This window comes from Janthinobacterium sp. TB1-E2 (genome assembly GCF_036885605.1).
Lineage (GTDB): Bacteria > Pseudomonadota > Gammaproteobacteria > Burkholderiales > Burkholderiaceae_D > Janthinobacterium > Janthinobacterium aestuarii.
This window is the reverse complement of sequence record NZ_CP142523.1, coordinates 1376842-1396759: the sequence shown is the minus strand read 5'-3', so window position 1 is coordinate 1396759 and position 19918 is coordinate 1376842. Positions and strand designations below refer to the sequence as shown.

At 59.8% G+C, this 19918-nt stretch carries 12 protein-coding genes, 1 rRNA gene and 1 pseudogene; 2 read left to right on the top strand and 12 right to left on the bottom strand.

Annotation, left to right across the window (positions count from 1 at the left end; genetic code table 11):
* Positions 1 to 415: 415 nt before the first annotated feature.
* Positions 416 to 1000, bottom strand: a pseudogene (locus OPV09_RS06345) (NUDIX domain-containing protein); the annotation flags it as partial.
* A gap of 75 nt (positions 1001 to 1075) precedes the next feature.
* Here OPV09_RS06345 and OPV09_RS06340 point away from each other — a divergent pair.
* Positions 1076 to 1840: a DeoR/GlpR family DNA-binding transcription regulator gene (locus OPV09_RS06340; protein WP_319992310.1), complete on the top strand. Its 765-nt coding sequence runs from the start codon at positions 1076 to 1078 to the stop codon at positions 1838 to 1840.
* A gap of 36 nt (positions 1841 to 1876) precedes the next feature.
* Here OPV09_RS06340 and OPV09_RS06335 read toward each other — a convergent pair whose 3' ends face one another.
* From OPV09_RS06335 to puuE, 10 genes are all read right to left on the bottom strand, one after another.
* Positions 1877 to 2947: a S1/P1 nuclease gene (locus OPV09_RS06335; RefSeq protein WP_338680903.1), complete on the bottom strand. Its 1071-nt coding sequence runs from the start codon at positions 2945 to 2947 to the stop codon at positions 1877 to 1879.
* Positions 2948 to 2955: 8 nt separating this feature from the next.
* On the bottom strand, positions 2956 to 4185 hold the full coding sequence (locus tag OPV09_RS06330) for a phospholipase D-like domain-containing protein (RefSeq protein ID WP_338680902.1): 1230 nt from the start codon (positions 4183 to 4185) through the stop codon (positions 2956 to 2958).
* Between the two features lie 18 nt (positions 4186 to 4203).
* Positions 4204 to 5901, bottom strand: coding sequence for a bifunctional metallophosphatase/5'-nucleotidase (locus OPV09_RS06325; RefSeq protein WP_338680901.1), 1698 nt, complete (start codon positions 5899 to 5901; stop codon positions 4204 to 4206).
* A gap of 157 nt (positions 5902 to 6058) precedes the next feature.
* The gene (locus tag OPV09_RS06320; RefSeq protein ID WP_070303432.1) at positions 6059 to 9493 is read right to left on the bottom strand and encodes a TonB-dependent receptor; all 3435 of its coding nucleotides are present in this window, start codon (positions 9491 to 9493) and stop codon (positions 6059 to 6061) included.
* A gap of 792 nt (positions 9494 to 10285) precedes the next feature.
* Positions 10286 to 11773: an adenosine deaminase gene (locus tag OPV09_RS06315; RefSeq protein WP_338680900.1), complete on the bottom strand. Its 1488-nt coding sequence runs from the start codon at positions 11771 to 11773 to the stop codon at positions 10286 to 10288.
* 43 nt (positions 11774 to 11816) lie between these two features.
* Positions 11817 to 13133 carry a guanine deaminase gene (gene guaD, locus OPV09_RS06310; RefSeq protein ID WP_338680899.1) on the bottom strand — a complete coding sequence of 439 codons (1317 nt, stop codon included), beginning with the start codon at positions 13131 to 13133 and terminating at the stop codon, positions 11817 to 11819.
* Between the two features lie 9 nt (positions 13134 to 13142).
* On the bottom strand, positions 13143 to 14210 hold the full coding sequence (xdhC, locus tag OPV09_RS06305; protein WP_338680898.1) for a xanthine dehydrogenase accessory protein XdhC: 1068 nt from the start codon (positions 14208 to 14210) through the stop codon (positions 13143 to 13145).
* Positions 14211 to 14219: 9 nt separating this feature from the next.
* Positions 14220 to 16565, bottom strand: a complete 2346-nt coding sequence (gene xdhB, locus OPV09_RS06300; protein WP_338680897.1) for a xanthine dehydrogenase molybdopterin binding subunit — start codon at positions 16563 to 16565, stop codon at positions 14220 to 14222.
* 10 nt (positions 16566 to 16575) lie between these two features.
* The gene (gene xdhA, locus OPV09_RS06295; protein WP_338680896.1) at positions 16576 to 18042 is read right to left on the bottom strand and encodes a xanthine dehydrogenase small subunit; all 1467 of its coding nucleotides are present in this window, start codon (positions 18040 to 18042) and stop codon (positions 16576 to 16578) included.
* Between the two features lie 99 nt (positions 18043 to 18141).
* On the bottom strand, positions 18142 to 19095 hold the full coding sequence (gene puuE / locus OPV09_RS06290) for an allantoinase PuuE (protein WP_338680895.1): 954 nt from the start codon (positions 19093 to 19095) through the stop codon (positions 18142 to 18144).
* A gap of 121 nt (positions 19096 to 19216) precedes the next feature.
* Between puuE and uraH the strand changes: the two genes are divergently transcribed.
* A complete protein-coding gene (gene uraH / locus OPV09_RS06285) occupies positions 19217 to 19570 on the top strand; it encodes a hydroxyisourate hydrolase (protein ID WP_072454221.1) in 354 nt (117 codons plus the stop codon).
* Between the two features lie 182 nt (positions 19571 to 19752).
* On the opposite strand, the gene rrf is transcribed toward uraH, so the two are convergent.
* Positions 19753 to 19865: ribosomal RNA gene (gene rrf / locus OPV09_RS06280) — 5S ribosomal RNA — on the bottom strand.
* Positions 19866 to 19918: the final 53 nt, after the last annotated feature.

The window sequence follows — 19918 nt, the reverse complement described above, 5'->3', positions numbered from 1 at the left end:
AGCCTGCGTCAACGAAAAGCGAAGCCTGCGGGCTTCGCTTTTTTTATGCCTGGGTAATCTCGTCCAGCGAGAAAAACACGGCCAGTCCAAGGCTGCGTGCCACCGCCACCATCTGGTCGGCGCCCTGGGACGCCCCGCCAATGCGCAGCACGGCATCGCAATGGCTCAATAAGCGCGTCGCATGCGCGTGGAACAGCTGCTCATACACGGCGTCACCCACCCGGCTTGAGCCGGCCAGCGCCAGCATGGGCAAGGCCAGCCATTCACCGAGCACGGGCATGTGGCCCTTGGCATACAGGGGCAGGCAGACGGCTTCCATGGCCGCCACATTCGCCGCCATCAGGGCGGGATCGTCGCCCGTGCCGGAGCGATACGGGCCTGCAACGAGGATCTGCATGCCTTTTTTGACCGGCATCAGTTGTAGCTGCGCATGCTGCAGCAGCATGATGGTCTTGCCGTCGCAAATGCGGCCATCTGCCACCATCCGCATCGCTTGCGCCAAGGGCAGTTCCAGCACTTCGATATCCTCGCCTTCGTGCGCCAGGCCGCCGCCATCACCGATGCGGCTGGCGGGATCGTATTCGGCGACAAAGAAATGCAGGCGCTCCGTCACGGAGCCGGGACTCATGAAGGCCTGGAATATCTTGTGCACCTGCCCCACCCGGTAACCGGTTTCCTCTTCCACCTCGGCGCGGATGCGCTGCTCCGCGCTAGCCTCCTCCAGCAAGCCGGCCGCTGATTCGATCAGGAAACCATCGTGGCCTTCGCGGTAGGTGGGAAAGCGGAACTGGCGGATCAGGATCACCGTGCGCTTGACTTTGTTGTAAAGCAGGATGGTGGCCCCGTCGCCGCGGTCATAGGTTTCCCGCGTCTGCGTCTGCCACTGGCCATCGTGGCGCAGATAGTCGAACGTGGTCTTTTGCAGCAGATACCAGTCGTGCGACAGGGTTTGCACGCCTTGGATGCGGACCCGTTGCTGCTTGCTATTTTCTTCGCGCATAGTGTCTCCTTGTGCTTGCACGGATCGACTTTATCATGCAAACTCGTGCAATATCAAGAAAATACAAGAAAAACCATGCTCACACATCAACGCAAACAATACCTGCTGGACTTGCTCCAGCGCGAAGGTCAGATCGTCGCCAAGGCCGTCAGCGATAGCCTGGGCTTGTCGGAAGACACAATACGGCGTGACCTGCGCGAGCTGGCGAAAGAAGGGCTATTGGAGCGCGTGCACGGCGGCGCCCTGCCCTTGCTGCCAAGTTCGCCCGCGCTGGCGCCGTTTGCGGCCCGCGAACAGATTTCACCGGAAGCCAAGCCCGCCATCGGCCGCGCGGCGGGCGCCATGATACAAACGGGACAAGTGGTATTTCTCGATGGCGGCACGACCGCCGTGCAACTGGCGCGCCAGCTGCCACGCGACTTGCGCGCCACCATCGTCACGCACAGTCCCTCGGTTGCCGTCGAACTGGTGAATCATCCATCGATTGAGGTGCTGATGCTGGGCGGGCGCCTGTACAAGCACTCGATCGTGGGCGTCGGCGCGGCCACCGTGGAAGCCATCGGCCGCATCCGCGCCGACCTGTATTTCATGGGCGTGTCCAGCCTGCATCCGCAAGCGGGTATCACCACCGGGGATTATGAAGAAGCGTGCGTGAAGCGTGCCCTGAGCGACGCGTCTGCCCGCACCGTCGTGCTGGCCTCGCCGGAAAAGTTCAATACGACTTCGCCGTTTCAAATTGCACCCTTGAGTCAGGTCAACGATATCATCGTGCACCGCGACGTGGCAGACGCCCTGGTCGCGCCCTACCGCGAGATGGGAATCGCCATCACCCTGGCATGAAAAAAGCGGCCCGCAGGCCGCTTTCGAATGACGTCTTTACTGCGGCCAGATCGCCTGCAGCACGGCCGCCAGGTGATAGCCGCTCTCGATCAGCTGCTGCTTGGCCAGCGCCGAGCTGGGCACGGGATAATTGTCCGGCACCGTCAAGCGCCAGACGTTGTAGACCTCGCCCTTGCGGCTGGTCTGCTGCGTGGCCGGGCCAGCCACCACATCCGTGAAAGCAATCTTCGACGCCGCCAGCGAGGCATCGGCCCATTGATACGGCCAGGTGGCGGGATCGCCGGTGTTGCTGCTCACTTGTGGCGCGCTGGCAATCACGGTGCGCGCGAACTGCTGCGGCGTGCGCGTGCTCAGGCGGCGCATGGCGTAATCGACCACGGTCGTGTCCCAGTAGGAATGCAAGGGCTTGGTGGGCGACTTCGGATAGCTGCTTGCCGGCTTGGCCGCGCCATCGTCGGCCGGCAGCGGCGCGGGAATCACGGCGTCCGACAGCGCCGTCATCTTCGCATCGTCGAGCAGCAAGTCATTGCCCCCACGCGCATTGAAAACGGTGACGTCATCGATCTGCGCCTGCGTGGCGGGCGCGAAAAACTGGCCATCCTTGCCAACAAAAGCATTACCCACATGCAAAGGCTGGTGGATATCGCCCACCAGATGCGTGATCAGGATCAGGGCTTCGCGCTGGCTGAAGCCGTGCGGATTGCTGGCCGCATCATCCTTGCCTTGCAATACCAGGATCGCCTGCTTGAGCGTCTGCACGATATCGTCGTCGGCCGTGCCCACGCCATGGTCGTGGTAGTGCGCGTTCTGGAACGGCACGTTCGTGTAATGGTATTCGCCATGCTTGGGATTGGCCGCTACATAGGTCAGCATTTCCGGCGATTGCGGACCGCAATACGTGCCTTTCACGCAATCGGGCCAGTTGGCGATCTTTTCCAGGCTTTCGCCAGGCAACAGCAACTTGGCCACTTGCGCCTGGGCAGCGCTACCCTTGAGCAATTGATCGGCGATGGCGCCCACGGCGCGGTGGCCGTCGTTGCCCCAGGCCAGCACATTACCGGAAGCAAAAGCGGCGCCCAGCGCCAGCACACTCAACAGTTTTTGCATGTTCACCATTACTCCTTGCCTTGCGGCGTGGCCTTGGCCGGCTTCGGATACTGCTTGTTGATGTCGATCGGCTGCGCATACGCCGAGCTCCACGTCTGCTCATGCAGCGCGGCGATGCGTTGCGCCATGGCGTCGTTGCGCAACACCACTTCCAGGTTGCGCGACAAGTCGAAATAGCCGCCCGCCCAGTTGCTCGTGCCGACCCAGGCCAGCTTGCCGTCGATGGTCATGGTCTTGCTGTGGATCACGCGTGCGAACGGGATGAAACCGATCGAGGCCGCAGGAATCGTCACGATGCGGATGTCCACGTTCGGCACCAGGGCCAGACTTTTCAGGTAGGCGATGGCCGGCGCTTCCGTATTCCAGCTTGACACCATCAGCTTGATCTTCACGCCGCGCTGCGCGGCCGCGCGCACGGCGTTGTCGATCACGGCGTAGTACGGCCGCGTGCGGTTCGGGCCGTAGGACAGCGGTGCGTAATCGAGCAGCTGGATGCGCACTTCGCTTTGCGCTTGCGCCAGCAAGGCGGGCAAGCCCGTTTCCGAGTCGCCCACGCCAGCCGGGTTGTAGGCGTTCGGGCTGGCCAGCAGGAAAGCGTTTTGTGCGTAGTTGGCGGGCACCACCTTGCTGTTGAGCACCGTGGCGCGGCTGCCTTGCGACGTCAATGCCTGGGCTTGCCAATCCTGTTCGAAGATGGCCTGCACCTGGCTCACCATGGCGGGCTCCGTGATTCTCAAGCCCGTTTCATGGATGTGCTCGAATGAGCGCCAGTCGAAATTCTGACTGCCGATGTACGCCACCTGGCCATCGACGGCCAGGTATTTCGCGTGCACGATGCCGTTGCCCGTGATTTTATCGAAGTCGATCAGGCGCAAGTCCAGGTTCGGAATCGCCTTGATCTGGGCGATGGTGGCCGCTTCCGACAAGCCCACGCCCTTCTGGTCCAGCAGGAAGCGGATTTTTATACCGCGCTGACCGGCGGCCGTCAGGCTGGCCAACACCTTTTCAAAGGCCGTGCCCGGTTTGCTGACGGCGTAGAACTGGGCGATGACGATCTCTTTTTTTGCCGAATCGAACAATTCGGTCCACACGGCGACGGGCTCGCGCAGGTCGGGATTCGTCAACGTGGTTTCTACGGGCGACGTGTGCACGAGCTCAAAGCCGGGAATGGTGAAGTCCGCGTGGGCCGTGCCCGCGAACAGACTGGAAATAACGACAGAAACAAATAAACGACGCATGGTTTTTCCTGGTAAAGATTATTTGACGCGCACGATGCGGCCGGCCGCCGTGGCACTGCCAGCGGGCTTGCCGGCGCGCGCGCGGGCGGTCAGGTAATTGCTGAAGGCGTCGATGTCGCGCACGCCCGTGTCCAGCCGGCGCGTGCCGGCCGCCAGCACAGTGAAGCGGTCGCCGCCGCCGGCAAGGAAACTGTTGGCGGCGACACGGTATTGTTGATTGTCCTCAAGAGGAATGCCATTGAGCATGATGCTGCCCGGCAGCACACGCTGGCCTTGCGGCTGCGTGCTGTCCCAGCGGTAGCTAAAACCTTCGGATACTTGCAGCAGATTGCCCTCGCCTGCCTCTTCGCCCGGCCATTGCTGCTCGAGCAAGGTGCGGATTTGCGCGCCGGACAGGCTGACGACGATCAAGGTATTGCCGAACGGGACCACAGCCTGGTTCTGACCCACGTTCGTCATCAGATCGGCGCCCGCTTCCAGGTCCTTGCGGATGCCACCGTTGTTCATCAGGCCGATTTGCGCACCGGCAGCGCGTGCGCCGAACAGGGTGCTGTCGGCCACCAGGTCGCCCAGCGGGGAAGCGCCGCCGCCCTTGGTGCTGCGGCCCACGTTCGGTACGGCGATGGCGGCCACGGGACGCGACAACTCGGCCGCACTGCGCTGCTTGACCGATGCCAGGTAGGCTGCCACGGCCGGGTCCGGCTCATACATGCCTGGCAGCATGACGACGTTTTGCGCGCTGGCATCGATCAGTGCATTTTTGACGGGATCGACCTTGAGCTTGATGCGCGTGAGCATATGCCCGCCCATCTGCGCCTGCGTCACCAGCCGGCCATCGACACGGCACAGATAGCCCTGGTGCGAATGACCGCTGATGACCAGCTGGATCGCCGGGTCGAGGCGTTTCACCACGTCGACCACTTCGCCCTTCAGGTGGCTGCAATCGGGCTGGTCGACGGCTTCGCTCGTCTCGCCGCCCTGGTGCAGCAGCACGACGAACACGCCCACGCCCTGCGCACGCAGCTGCGGCAAGGTGGCGTTGATCGCGCCTGCTTCATCGCCGAACTGCAGGCCGGCAATGCCGGCGGCCGTTACCACGGACGGCGTATCTTTCAGCACGGCGCCGATCAAGCCCACCTTGACGCCATGCGCCTCTTCGATGCGGTAGGCCGGCAGCAGGGACTTGCCCGTTTGCGTGTCGATCACATTCGCCGCCATATAGGTGTAGCTGGCGCCCTTGAAGTCGGGCGTGAACTTGCAGGCCTTGTCGGCGCGCGACGACTCGCAGCCGCCGCGCTGCTGGCGCAGCAATTCCGCCTTGCCCTGGTCAAATTCGTGGTTACCGACGGAACTGGCCTTCATGCCCAGCATGTTCATGGCGACGATGCTCGGTTCGTCCGCCCACAGCGCCGACATGGCGGGGCTGGCGCCGACCAGGTCGCCATTGCCGACGAAAATCAGCTGCGCATCTTCTCGCCGCCACGCCGTCAGGGCGCCGGACAAGGTATCGATGCCGCCGGCCTGCACCGTCTTGCGCTCAGTATCGACGGCACTCGTATAGGTGAATTTGCTGCGGTCGAGATTGCCGTGAAAATCGTTCAGGGCGACCAGGTTGATATCGACGGACTTCGCGGAAGGCGCGGTAGGTGCGGCACAGGCGGCCAGCAGCAAGGTCAGGGCCGCTGCGGCGGCGAGTGGTGTCAGATGATGTTTCATGGTCCCCACATGGTTATCAGTATTCAAAAAGACTATCTCATCCGGGGGGACGCCGTGCGCCGCAAGCCCATCAGAGTATGACAAGAAAGCACAACATAAAACGAAAAAACGGCCGGTGTCGCCACCAGCCGTTTGCAACTTCAGTCAGACGCCGAGATTAGAACTCGTACTTGACCGTAGCCTGGATCGCCCATTGGGATTCACCCTTTTGTTGACGCACGGTGTAGTCCTCTACCTTGTCACGCACTTGGTAGATATAACGGCCTTGAGCATCGAGGCCGGCAAAATCAACAAAGCTGCGGGTTTGACCACCAGCCGAGCGGAAAGCCATTTCATTGATACGGCCCCACTTGCGGTTGATCATGTTGCCCACGTTGAAGAAGTCCATCGTGAACACGCCTTTGTTGCCTTTGAAGAAGCCTGGGACTTCCTGGCTGACACGCATGTCGAAGCTGTTGGTCCAAGGCGAGAAGCTGTCGTTACGCTTCACCACGCCGCCTTTCGAACTGCGCAGGTCGCCATTGGCATTGACCAAGGACCAGAAACGGTCTTCGTTAGCGTGGTTGGTTGCCGTATCGCCACGGAATACCACTTCGCCCGAACCTGGTTTCGATGGGATGTACATCAAGTCGTTGCCGCTGACGCCGTCACCGTTCAAGTCATTGCTGTAGGTCCAGCTGTATGGCTTACCCTTGCGACCTTCATAGAACAGGCCGAAGCTGGTTTTGTAGTTGTCGAAGAAGCGCTTCTGGAAGTTCAACACAGCATTGAAGCGGTCTTTCACCAGGTAGCCGGAATTGGCGGCGACGTTTTCATTCGGATTGAAAATCGAACGGGCGTTGAAGTTCGACGTCGATACCGACGAGGTCAGCGGCGACACTTCCGTTGCATCTGTATAGGTGTAGGCAACCGACCAGCCAAAGCCTTTGGTCATCGGCTGGCTGACCGACAGGGTCACCAGATTGCCTGCACCTTTATCCGTTTTCTGCGCAACCATGACGTTGTTGAACGCAGGGTTCTTGAGTGCCTTGGCGAAGGAACCCGAGCAACCCGCATTGGTCGACGACAAGCCACCGGTTGAAGTCCAGCAATTCGTATTGTAGGCAGTATTCGAGTAATACAGCTCACGGCCATCGGTACCGGTACGCGTCGCTGCACCCAGGTTCAGATGCTCGTAGTAAATGGCATCCTTGTTTTGCGTACGCAGATATTCCGCGCCGAAAACCAGACCCATCCATGGCAGCTCATGTTCGAACGCCAGGTTGCCCTTCCAGATCGATGGCTGGCGCAGGTTAGGCGACAGGAAGTCGACGTTGGCTGCAGGTGCGGCATCAGCGAAGTTCGTCGGCTGAGCGTTCGGATCAGGATTGAACAAGCCACCTACCGATGGGCAAGCCTTGAAGCCACTGGTGCCGCAACCAACGATACGGGTTGCCACGCCAGGATTAGCGAACGGGTTCGACATCCATACCGTGGCCGCCGCGCCCTGGAACAGGCCGAAACCACCGCGCAATTGGGTTGGACGGGCACTGTCGAACTTGTAGTTGAAGCCCACGCGTGGCTGCCACAGTGTCTGTCCATCGATGGTTTGCGTATTGTTCAGACCAAAACCACCGCTTTGTACCTTGCCGGTCTGCGGGTTGCCAGCAACCATAGGTGCCGCCGCGGCAGCGTTATACAGCGGGCGGTCGCTGATGGCGGCCTTGTCGACACGCACGCCATACTGCACGGTCAACTGTTTGTTGACGGTCCATACGTCTTGGGCGAAGAAGCCATAGTTTTTCAGGCTGAAATCAGCAATGGCGTTTTCCAAGGAACCGCCTGCCAATGGTACTTGCACCTGGTAAGAGCTCGGGCGTCCGGTACGGAAATTTTCCAGTACGGCTTGTTCCTGAAGAGCGGCTGAACTGTTGCAATTGAAAGTAGTGCTGCCGTCCGCGTTTGGTTTGACAAACGAGTATCCGACATTATTGATACAGCCGAAGGTGTAGTTGCCATTGATGTTCTGCAGGAACGCATTGTAGACATCGTTCTTGCTGAAGTCGCCGCCGAACTTGACTTCATGATCGCCCAGGGCCCAGTTCGCGCCCAGGTAGGCATCCTTGGTCTTGGTGCGCAAGACGTTAAACTGATACGACTGATCGGTACCGAAGTTCAGGAAACGGTCGTTGGTCGACACGCCTGCAGGCGATCCCGCCGGCAAGGCACCCGTAAACTTGAGCGACATGGTTGGCAGGGTGGAATTGTTCTTCGGCAGACTTTCATAGTCGCGCGACGATACTTTGAATTCCGTCGAGAAATTTGGCGTCCAGTCGGCAAACCACTGGCCGACGATGGTTTCGATCGACTTTTCCTGCGAACGCCAAGCCGAGTTCAAGGCGATACCGCTTGACGTTACGCCGGTAAACATCGGCTCGGACTGATCGGTTTTGGAATAGCGAACCATCGCGCGATGGTTGTCGTTGATGTTCCAGTCCAGTTTCAGCAAGACATCATCAACCGTCAACTTCGTACCGGCAGGCACGGTGGTGGTGCCGACTGGCAAGTTGTACTTTTCTTTGGCAATCGTCTGTAAACCCGCAATAGCGGATTCGGTAACGCCGACGTTCGTCATCGAGCTGCCCAGCGGACCAAAGTTTGGTGCCGTGCGGGTACTTTCCAGCTTTTCTTTGTTTGCAAAGAAGAACAGCTTGTCTTGGATCAGCGGGCCGCCAACGGAAATGCCCTTGGTCGTTTCGCGGAATGGTGCTGGTGCGTAATAGCTGTCTTTGACGTTGTCGTAACGGTCACCCGCCATACTGTCATTACGGAACACGTAATAGACACTGCCCTTGACATCATTGGTACCGGACTTGGTCACGGCGTTGATGTTGGCGCCCGTGTAGCCTTTTTGCGTCACGTCGTAGTTGGCGACGTTCACTTGCACGGACTGGATCGCATCGATCGAGATCGGCTGCTTGGCCGTCGGGCTGCCGTTCGATTCCAGGCCGAAGGTGTCGTTCACGGCCACGCCATCGATGGTCATCGAGTTATAGCGCGAGTTTTGACCGGCAACGGACAATTCGCCGCGCTCTTTGTCCGTTTGCGAAACACGCGGATCGGAACGGGCGTAATCTTGCAGATTGCGCTGGATCGACGCTTGCATGGCCAGCTCATTGGCACCAATGTTGGTGCCGGCGCCCATATTGCTGCGGTTAAAGATCTGTGCGCGTGCGCCCGTGCCCGTGACGTTCACGGTTTGCATCTGTGCGCCCAGGGTGGCGTCCACATTGGCCGTTTCAGCCAATTGCACGTACACGCCTTCGCGTTTTTCCACTTCACCATTCTTGGTGATGGTGATGGTGTATGGACCGCCGGCACGCAGGCCGCGCGCGACGTAACGGCCTTCCGCATCGGTCGTTACATTGCTGACGGAACCCGACTCGGTGTGCACAATGGTAACGGTGGCACCAGCTGCCGGCTTGCCGTCAGTGGCCGAGATACGGCCGCCAATGGAAGACGTAGTGTTCTGTGCGAACGATGGTGCCGCCGCCAGTGCAATAGACAGGCTTAACGCGATTTGCGTCAGCCGAAGTCGCTTGTGATTGATCATCTTTAACCCCAGAAAAGACTATTATTTTTTGAAAATCCTGGATTGCCCCACCGTCCGGCTGCGCCGCACAGCAACACAAACACAACATTTCCTCTTTACGATGCTGCAACTGTTACGCCGGCGGGACTGGCTGCGGTCCTGACAAGACCATCACAAAACGCCGCTCCACACATCACAACTATTCATATCCAGACAATAACGGCGGAAAAAACCACATCCGATCCGTACGACCCAGGGCGCTAGCACCTGTGTCATTCATCCCACATGCTTACCCGGCTAACATGGCAAGCCGCGAGTGTAATTGTTAAATATTTCAAGACTGTGACACGGCGGCAAAATACAGAAGAATGTCGTCATTTAGCTGTGCGACTGTTTGTTTCACTCTGCATCTCACCTTTATTTACTGCAAATACCCATCTTCATACGATATCGCCCAGATGAATTGTGACTTTTTAATATCATCTTCATCTCACTATGCATCATCAAAAAATGGATGACAAATACGATTTTTTTTATATATTTATATATTTAAAATATAAATAGCATGGGGTAACTAGCTGGATTGATATCGTGCTGACAGCGTCCGGGCTTATGGCGCGTGATTATAAATGAGCAATATGTACTTGAAATTGATTCATCCATGAAATCAGATAAAGTCGTGTATCTACTGTTAATTGTGTCGCATGGCCGCCACAAAATTAACAAAATAACAGCGCGACATTTAAGATGAGGAATAAAAAATGGCCGGAAGATCCGGCCATTTGAGAGTATCAGTTCTGAACGTCGCGCAACTTACGGTTTTCCACCCTTGCCTGCCTTGTCGGCTGCGGCAATTTGCGCTTCAAAACGGGTGAAACGGGCATCGAGCGCTTTCAGCAAACGCTGCTTGTCCGCTTCCGCCAGGAAGGAATAGCGCAGGCTGTTGTACGACAGCTTTTTGATTTCCGCATAATCGGTCTTGTACTGGCTGGCAAACAGCACGTATTCATTCGACAAGGTATTGCGCGAGACGCCCGCATCATCGGTCGAGATCACGAACGGCACGCCATATTTGCGGTACAGAGTGATCGGATGGGCCTGGCCCTTGATACCGAGTATGTAATCATTGCTGGTCAGATTCACTTCCACGGGGATGCCCCGCTCGCGCATCTTCTGCATGGTTGCCAGCGCATTGTTTTCGTACGCGATATCCATGCCGTGGCCGATACGGTCGGCGCCCGCCACATCGACGGCTTCGGCGATATGGAAGGCCATGCCTTCCGGCGGCACCATGCCCAGCGCCAACTCGCCGGCATGCAGGGCGATCTTGACGTTCGGATACTTTGCCTTGAGGAACTTGAACATTTCCATGTGCAGGCTGTAGTCGCGCATGGATACGTTCACGCTTTCCTGGCCCACGATGTTCACGCCGACCAGCAGCGGATTCAGGCTCGCTGCCTTGAACGCGGCCACCATCGAGGAAAACACTTGCGATGGCGACAGGAAGCGCAGCACATATGCCTGGTAACGCATGGTGAAGTTCGCATCGTCGATGCCGGTGCTGCTGGCGTTGACGTTGTCATTGTAGGCGGTGATGCTTTTCTGGAAGCCAGTATCCTGCTCCAGATTCTGCGTCCACTTGGCCAGCACGGCTTGCAACGCTGCCGGCTGCAAGCCCGGCGCCAGCACCTGCTGGTCGAACTGCGCGTTTTGCACGAATGGCGACAGCTCGAAAATCGTCTCGATGTAGCTGAGGTTTTCCGCGATGGCGCGCTGCTTCAGGGTTTTCAGGCCATCGGCCGTGTTGCTCGATGCCACGGGACCGAAGTAGCCGAAGGTATCAAAAAAGGTGCGGTCCGGCGGCGTCTGGATGGCGCCGTGGTTATAGAAATCCTTGGTCGACCAGCGCTGCAGCAATTCCGCATACAGGCCCGCGTCGGCAAATACTTCCGTGGACGACAGGCAGCCACGCTGCGCGGCCGGCTTGGCGCGCTCGGCTGCCACGACGTCCTTGTTGCTTTCGATGCGATAGGTCGTCTTGTTGACGCAATAGTTTTCCTTGTCGACCCAGTCAAGGAATTGCTCGGCGTAAATGGCGCCCGAGTAATGATGATGCAGATCACCGCCCTTGGGCATCATGGAAAAGAACAGGCTCAGCTCGGCTGTCTTCGGCTGGGTGCCCGAGACCAGGGCGGCAAAATGACGCGCGGTGGCCGCTTCGTTGGAAGACGGGGCGGCCTGCGCCGTTCCGGTCAATGCCAGCGCGGCGCCAAGCGCCAGGCCAGTGAGTTTCTTGTGCATTCGCGTTCTCGCTCAGGATAATTCGTGTTGAACAACGGGTAGGTCAGCCCTGCCCCCGCACATGCACGCATTGCCCGCCCGAATAGGTGGCGGCCACGGCACGGTCATCGCCCAGCAGCGCAAAGGCAAACAGCAATTCCTCCAGGCTTTGACAGCCGGCCGTGCGGCGCTCGAGCAGCGGCGTCGATTGCTTGTCGAGCACGATGAAGTCCGCTTCCGTGCCAGCCGTGAAATTGCCCAGGGTGCCTTCCAGTTGCATGGCGCGCGCCGCGCCCAGGGTCGCCAGGTAAAACATGCGCAAGGCGGGCAGATAGCTGCCTTTCAAGCGTGCTACTTTATAGGCTTCGTTCATTGTTTGCAACATCGAGAACGAGGTGCCGCCGCCCACATCGGTGGCCAGCGACAGCAGCACTTTCGCCGCATCGGCCCGCTCGAAATCGAACAGGCCGCTACCGAGGAACAGGTTGGACGTAGGACAAATGGCGGCGGCCGAGGACGTTTCCGCCATGCGCGCGCGGTCGCGCTCGTCGAGCCAGATGCAATGGCCGAACATGGCGCGCGGGCGCAGCATGCCGTACTGGTCATACACGTCGAGGTAGCTGCGCGCCTGCGGGTGCAGTGCGCGCACCCAGCGGCATTCATCTTCGTTTTCCGACACGTGCGTCTGCAGATACGTATCCGGATAGGCGCGCGCCAGCTCGCCCGCCAGATGCATCTGTTCATTCGTCGAGGTCGGCACGAAACGCGGCGTGATCGCGTACAGCGAACGGCCTTGCTTGTGCCAGCGCCGGATCAGCTCTTCGCTTTCGCGCGCGCCTGACTCGGCCGTATCGCGCAGGAACTCGGGGCAATTGCGGTCCATCATGACCTTGCCCGCCACCATGCGCAAGCCGCGCGCCTCGCTGGCGCCAAAGAAGGCATCGACCGATTGCGGATGCACGCTGCCATATACCATCGCCGTGGTGGTGCCGCAGCGCAGCAGTTCGTCGAGGAAAAATTCGGCCACGTTGCGCGCATGCTCGGGATTCTCAAACGCGCGCTCGGTGGGAAAAGTGTACGTTTCCAGCCATGGCAGCAAGCCCGGCGCGGGCGAGGCGATCATTTCCGTCTGCGGGAAGTGCAGGTGGGTATCAATGAAACCGGGCACGATCAGCTTGCCGCGGTAATCGACGATCTGCGTGCCGTGCGGCAAGGTCGCCTGCAGTTGCGCGTAATCGCCGGCTGCCACGACCTTGCCATCGGCCACGATCAGCAAGCCATCCGCATGCCAGGCATGCGCCTCCTCGCTGAAGGCGGGATCGGCGTGGAAGTGCAGCAAGCTGGCTCGGTAAGCTTGCAATGTGGCAGGAACAATCGGCATGACTTCTTTCTATAACGGGTGAATGGCGGCGCGTGCTGGGCGCCGCAGTGGCGCGCTGGCAGAGGCCAGCCGCAGCGGTGCGGCCAGGGCGGCAGCGGCCGCCTCTTCCCACACCATCAGTAATTGACAGGCAACGGAGGCGGCGATCACGGCCGGCGCCTTGTTGCGGATGCCAGGCATGCCGATCGGACACACCATGGCGGCGATGCGCTCGTCCGGCACGCCGCGCGCCTGCAGGCGGTGTTCGAATTGCTTGCGTTTCGTGTGCGAACCAATCAGCCCGAACCAGCCCGCATCCTCGCGCTCCATGATGGCTTGCGTCAAGCGTTGATCGAGCGCATGGCTATGCGTCATGACGAGAAAACTGCCGCCGGGCGGCGCCATGGCGACAAATTCCTCGGGCGTATCGGTGGCGGCGATGCGGACATTATCAGGTATCTGCGCGGGAAACATGTCTTCGCGCTCATCGACCCAGGTGATATTGCAGGGCAAGTGGGCCAGCGCGCGCACGATGGCGGCACCCACGTGGCCGGCGCCAAACAAGGTCAGGTGGGCGCGCGGCGCCAGGCAGGGGTCAACCAGCCAGCGCCGCCCCTTGCCATCCTGAGCGACATGGGTACTGCGTTCGCGCGAAAACGTGTCGGGTGCCTGTTCGCCAGTGCCAGCGATCAAGCTACCAGCAGCATCGAACAAGGCCGAGGCGGGTTCACCGTCGAGCGCCGTCAAACGCCAGCTGTCTTGCTGGCGGCGTTCGCGTAAGGCGGCCAGCAACGCATGCAGGCTGGCATTGACATACTCGAAAGCCAGGTGGACGACACCACCGCAGCATTGCCCGAGACTGGGGCCCAGCGCGAAACGATCGAGCCGCGCATGGGTGTTCCCCGTGGCCAGCATGGTCTTGGCGATTTCCACGGCGCGCAATTCCAGATGGCCGCCACCGATGGTATCGACTTGGCCATCGAGACTGACGCGCATCTTCGCGCCCGCCTCGCGCGGTCCGGAACCTTCCACCAAAGCGACCGTCACCAGCACGGATGCCTGCGTGTCGTCGTCCATCGCTGTCAGCCAGTCGCTCATCTTCTGCTCCTATGCGCTGACATGCGCCGCTTGCACGGCCATCACCGCCTTGAGGATTTCCTCGCTGGTGGCAGGGGCATTCAACGGTGGCTGCACGGCGTGATGGCCCACGCTGGAAATGGCGTCGCGGATGGCAAAAAAGACGGAAAACGGCAGCAGCAGCGGCGGCTCGCCCACGGCTTTGGAACGGTGGATGCTGTCCTCCACGTTGCGGTTCTGGAACAGCTGGACGCGAAAATCTTCGGGGCAATCGGAAATGCCGGGAATCTTGTACGTCGACGGCGCGTGCGTCATCAGCTTGCCCGCCGCATTCCACCACAGCTGCTCCGTCGTCAGCCAGCCCATGCCCTGGATAAACGCGCCTTCCACCTGACCCAGATCAATCGCGGGGTTGAGCGACTGCCCCGCATCGTACAAGGCATCGGCACGCAGCAGCTTCCATTCGCCCGTCAGGGTATCGACCACCACTTCGGCCACGGCCGCGCCATACGCGTAATATGAAAACGGATGGCCCGTCATCGTCTTCGCATCCCATGACAGACCGGGCGTGGCATAAAAACCGTCCGACCACAGTTGCACGCGGGCCAGGTAAGCCTTCTGCACCAGCTCGGCAAACGCAACGACGTGACCATTCACGTGGATATGGTTGTCGAAGAAACGAACAGCGTCCGTCTCGCCACCGTACAGTTTGACCGCGTAATCGGCCAGGCGTTCACGGATCTGGCGCGCCGCATCCTGCGCCGCCTTGCCGTTCAGGTCGGCACCGGTGGAGGCCGCCGTGGCCGAGGTGTTAGCTACCTTGCTGGTATCGGTGGCCGTGGCCCGTACCTTGTCCAAGTCCAGGCCCAGTTCGTGCGCCACCACTTGCATGACCTTGGTATTGATGCCCTGCCCCATTTCCGTGCCGCCATGGTTGACCAGTACGGAGCCATCCACGTACACGTGCACGAGAGCACCAGCCTGGTTCAGATGCGTGACGTTGAAGGCGATGCCGAATTTCAGCGGTGTGAATGCCAGCCCCTTCTTCAAGATGGGGCTGGCCTCGTTGAACGCATCGATGGCCAGGCGGCGCGCGCGGTAATCGCTGCTCTCTTCCAGTTCCGCAACGAGTTCATGAATGACGTTGTCGACGATTTTCTGCCCATACGGCGTGACGTTGCGTCCTTCTACATCGTTGCGGCCATAGAAATTGAGCAGGCGGATATCGAGCGCATCGCGTTGCAGATGGCGGGCGATTTCATCGATGACGTACTCGATGGCAATGGCGCCCTGCGGCCCGCCAAAGCCCCGGAAAGCCGTGTTCGACTGCGTATTCGTCTTGCCGCAGGCGGCGCGGATGTCCACGTCGGACAGGTAATAGGTATTGTCGAAGTGGCAGACGGCGCGCGTGGCGACGGGGCCGGACAAGTCGGCCGAGTATCCGGCGCGCGTGGTCATGTCGACCTTGGCGGCAAGGATGCGGCCATCGTCGTCGTAGCCTACTTCGTACTCATAGTAGAAACAGTGGCGCTTGCCCGTCACCAGCATATCGTCGTCGCGGTCGGCGCGCAATTTGACGGGACGCTTCAATTTCGCCGCAGCAATCGATGCGGCCGCCGCCCACAGGGCCGACTGCGATTCCTTGCCGCCAAAACCGCCGCCCATGCGCCGGCATTCGACGGTGATGTTGTGCGAATGCACGCCCAGCGCATGCGCGACCACGTGCTGCATCTCGCTCGGATGCTGGGTCGAACACAGCACCAGCATGCCTTGCGCTTCCTTCGGGATGGCGTAGGAAATCTGTCCTTCCAGATAAAACTGTTCCTGCCCGCCCACATACAGCTGGCCCTTGACCACGTGCGGCGCGCCCTCGAACGCGGCTTGGTAGTTGCCGCGCGTCAGCTGCATCGGTGGCAGCACATACGATTGCGCGGCCTTGGCCGCTTGCGGCGTCATGATCGCGGGCAATTCCTCATACGACACTTGCGCCAGGCGGGTCGCGCGGCGCGCATGGTCATGCGTATCGGCCACCACGATGAAGATGGGCTGGCCCACGTATTGCACCAGCTCCGCAGCCAGGATGGGATCGTCATGGATGATGGGACCGCAGTCATTGGTGCCGGGAATGTCGTGTGCCGTGTAGACGGCGACAACACCCGTAGCGGCGCGCACTGCCGACAAATCCATGGCCGTGATGTGTGCATGGGGCTTTTGCGACAGGCCCAGCGCCGCGTGCAAGGTGCCTTGCAGCTCGGCGATATCGTCCGTGTACGTGGCTTGCCCCAGCACATGCAATTGCGCCGATTCATGTGGGCTGGGTTTGCCCACGGCGGCCCAGGCGGCCGCTTGCAATTCGGGCGTGGCAGGATGGTTCATGCTGGTCCTTTCAGGCGCGGCAAGCATAGGCGTTGACGGCAATGCGCAGCAAAGGCGCACCGGGGCGTGTTTCCAGCCAGAAGCGGCGCAGCAGGTTTTGCGCCGTCGTCATGCGGTAAGTATTCGACGCGCGCATGTCGGACAGCGGCGCGTAATCGTCGGCCAGCAGGCGCATGGCGATGAGCAAGTTCTCTTCCGTCCAAGCCTGTCCGCGCAAAAACGCTTCCGTTTGCGCGGCCCGCTGCGGCGTGGCCGCCATGCCGCCAAAGGCGACGCGTGCGCCAACAATGCGCTCGCCATCGAGCTCAAAGGCAAACGCGGCGCACACGGCCGAGATATCCTGGTCGAAACGCTTGGCCAATTTATACGTGCGGAAATGCACGTCGGCACGGGGCAAGGGCACGCGCACGGCTTCGACGAATTCGCCTGGCTGCATATCTTTCTTTTGGTAACCGAGATAAAAATCTTCCAGCGGCATGCAGCGCTGGCCGGCAGGACCGCGCAGCACGATTTCGCTGCCCAGCGCAATCAGCCACGGCATCGAGTCGCCGATCGGCGAACCATTGGCCACATTGCCGCCCAAGGTACCGGCGTTGCGGATCGGCAAGGAAGCAAAGCGCTGCCACAGTTCAGACAGCTCATCGGGATAATGTTCGCACAGCGCCGCATAGGCATCGTTGAGGCTGGCGCCGGCGCCGATGTGCAGCTTGCCATCGTCCACGGAGATGCTTTTCAGCGCCGCGACGTTGCCGAGATAAATGATGTCGCCCAGGTCGCGCAATTGCTTGGTCACCCACAGGCCAATATCGGTGGAGCCGGCCAGCAGGCAGGCCTGCGGCTTTGCCGCACGCAGCGCCACCAGTTCCTCAAGGGTGCGCGGCGCGTGGAAGTGCTGGCCGCCGTGTTCATACGTAGTCAGGCTGCCGCGCTGCAGTGCCTGCAATTGCACGCGCAACGCATCGCGATCGAATGCCACATGTGGCAATTCACCCATGCGTCTGGCTGCATCGATGATGGGCCGGTAGCCCGTGCAGCGGCACAGATTGCCCGACAGGGTGTCGTCGATTTCGCAGCGCGTGGGCGTCTCGCCATTCTTCTCCAGATACATGCCCCACAAGGACATGACAAAACCGGGCGTGCAAAAACCGCACTGGGAACCGTGGCACTCGACCATTGCCTGCTGCACCGGGTGCAGGCCACCGTCGGGCTGCTGCAAGTCCTCCACGGAAAACAGGGCCTTGCCATCGAGAGTGGGCGTGAGCTGGATGCAGGCATTGACGGCTTTCATCTCGACCTGGCCGTCCACCAGGCTGCCGATGACCACCGTGCAGGCGCCGCAATCACCCTCGGCGCAGCCTTCCTTGGTGCCCGTGCAATGCAAATCCTCGCGCAGGTGCTGCAACACAGTCTGCGTAGGGGCGGCGTTGCGTACTTCCTGTACGGCACCACGATAGTAAAAGCGGATAGGTTCTGACATGCTGGCCTCGGTATAGTCCCAGTATAGGAGATTAACACCGGCATATGGGACAACTATATGCAAAGACTGATTTTACTTATCATCCTATCTCAATAGAACTTATGCCTGGAACGGATGCGTCGCATGCCAGTGTTCGGCAATATCGATGCGACGCGTGATCCACACTTGCTCATGACCCTGTACATAGTCGAGGAAGCGCGCCAGTGCGGCCGCGCGGCCAGGCCGCCCCACCAGACGGCAATGCAGGCCTACCGACAACATCTTCGGTTGATTCAAGCCGTTCGGATCGCCTTCCGCATACAGCACATCAAAGGCATCTTTCAGATAGTCGAAAAATTGCGTGCCCGAATTAAAGCCCTGCATGGCGGCAAAGCGCATGTCGTTCGTGTCCAGGGTGTAGGGCACGATCAGTTGCGGCTGTACGGCCGGCATGCCAGCGGCATCCGTGTATGCCACCTTGTCCCAGAATGGCAGGTCGTCGCCATAATAATCGGCGTCGTAGCGGAAACCACCATGCTCGACCACCAGTTTGCGCGTATTCGGGGAATCGCGCCCCGTGTACCAGCCTTGCGGGGCGGAACCCGTCAATTCGCGGATGATTTGCACGGCTTCACGCATGTGTTCGCGTTCCGTTGCTTCATCCATGTTTTGATAGGAAATCCAGCGCAAACCGTGGCAGGCAATCTCGTGACCCAGTTGCTGGAAGGCTGCCACCGCCTCCGGATTGCGTTTCAAGGCCATCGAAACGCCAAACACCGTCAGCGGCAGGCGCCGCTCCTCGAACATGCGCAGCAAGCGCCATAATCCGGCGCGCGAACCGTATTCGTAAATCGACTCCATGCTCAGGTGGCGCGCAGGAAAAGCGGCCGCACCGATCATTTCCGATAAAAACGTTTCCGATGCAGGATCGCCATGCAGCACGCTGTTTTCCGCCCCTTCCTCGTAATTGAGGACGAATTGCAGGGCGATACGGGCCTTGCCCGGCCATTGCGGATGGGGTGGCGTGCGGCCATAGCCGATCAAGTCGCGTGGATAATGTTCGTAATTGTTCATGCGGAGGCACGCCTATAGGAGGACAATGTTGGCTATATGCCCAATCATATAGCCCGGCGCAGCCACCGGTATATGATTTGCACGATAAGCACATTCACTCACCCTATATACAGGATAGCAAATGGGAAAACTCAGCACGCATGTACTCGATATCGCCCACGGCAAACCGGGAGCCGGCGTCAAGGTCGCCCTGTTTTCAGTCGCGCCGGAAGGAAAAGTGTTATTGAAGATGGATATGACCAATAGCGACGGCCGCTGCAGTTCACCCTTGCTGGAAGGCGACAGCATGAAAGCGGGCCAGTATGAACTGGTGTTCAACGCAGGCGACTATTTCGCCGCCCAGGGAGTGGAATTGCCCTCGCCGCGCTTCATCGACCTGGTCACCCTGTCCTTCGGCATCGCGCATACAGATGAGAACTATCACGTGCCGCTGGTGGTGTCGCCCTGGTCGTATTCCACTTACCGCGGTAGCTGATGCCACGAGGCCAACAATGTTGTCGGATTACGCTACGCTAATCCGACCTACCCGCCATCCAACGGGCGTAGGTCGGCTTAGCGCCCAGCGCGTAAGCCGACAACACCTGCGGCGTATCAAACCACGAGACGAAAAAAAACCCGACCATTGCTGATCGGGTTTTTCTCTACTGCGAATAACAAGCCTGACGATAACCTACTTTCACACTGGTTGCAGCACTATCATCGGCGCAAAGTTGTTTCACGGTCCTGTTCGGGATGGGAAGGGGTGGGACCAACTTGCTATGGTCATCAGGCATAACTTGTACTGGCATTTGTCTCCTGTGGGACGACAAAGCCTGAATCTGGA

Bases quoted from the DNA above. Each gene is read 5' to 3' on its own strand.
- OPV09_RS06320 (WP_070303432.1), bottom strand. From the start codon at position 9,493: ATGATCAATCACAAGCGACTTCGGCTGACGCAAATCGCGTTAAGCCTG.
- OPV09_RS06330 (WP_338680902.1), bottom strand. From the start codon at position 4,185: ATGCGTCGTTTATTTGTTTCTGTCGTTATTTCCAGTCTGTTCGCGGGC.
- xdhA (WP_338680896.1), bottom strand. From the start codon at position 18,042: ATGTCAGAACCTATCCGCTTTTACTATCGTGGTGCCGTACAGGAAGTA.
- guaD (WP_338680899.1), bottom strand. From the start codon at position 13,133: ATGCCGATTGTTCCTGCCACATTGCAAGCTTACCGAGCCAGCTTGCTG.
- xdhC (WP_338680898.1), bottom strand. From the start codon at position 14,210: ATGAGCGACTGGCTGACAGCGATGGACGACGACACGCAGGCATCCGTG.
- OPV09_RS06340 (WP_319992310.1), top strand. From the start codon at position 1,076: ATGCTCACACATCAACGCAAACAATACCTGCTGGACTTGCTCCAGCGC.
- OPV09_RS06315 (WP_338680900.1), bottom strand. From the start codon at position 11,773: ATGCACAAGAAACTCACTGGCCTGGCGCTTGGCGCCGCGCTGGCATTG.
- xdhB (WP_338680897.1), bottom strand. From the start codon at position 16,565: ATGAACCATCCTGCCACGCCCGAATTGCAAGCGGCCGCCTGGGCCGCC.
- uraH (WP_072454221.1), top strand. From the start codon at position 19,217: ATGGGAAAACTCAGCACGCATGTACTCGATATCGCCCACGGCAAACCG.
- puuE (WP_338680895.1), bottom strand. From the start codon at position 19,095: ATGAACAATTACGAACATTATCCACGCGACTTGATCGGCTATGGCCGC.
- OPV09_RS06325 (WP_338680901.1), bottom strand. From the start codon at position 5,901: ATGAAACATCATCTGACACCACTCGCCGCCGCAGCGGCCCTGACCTTG.
- OPV09_RS06335 (WP_338680903.1), bottom strand. From the start codon at position 2,947: ATGCAAAAACTGTTGAGTGTGCTGGCGCTGGGCGCCGCTTTTGCTTCC.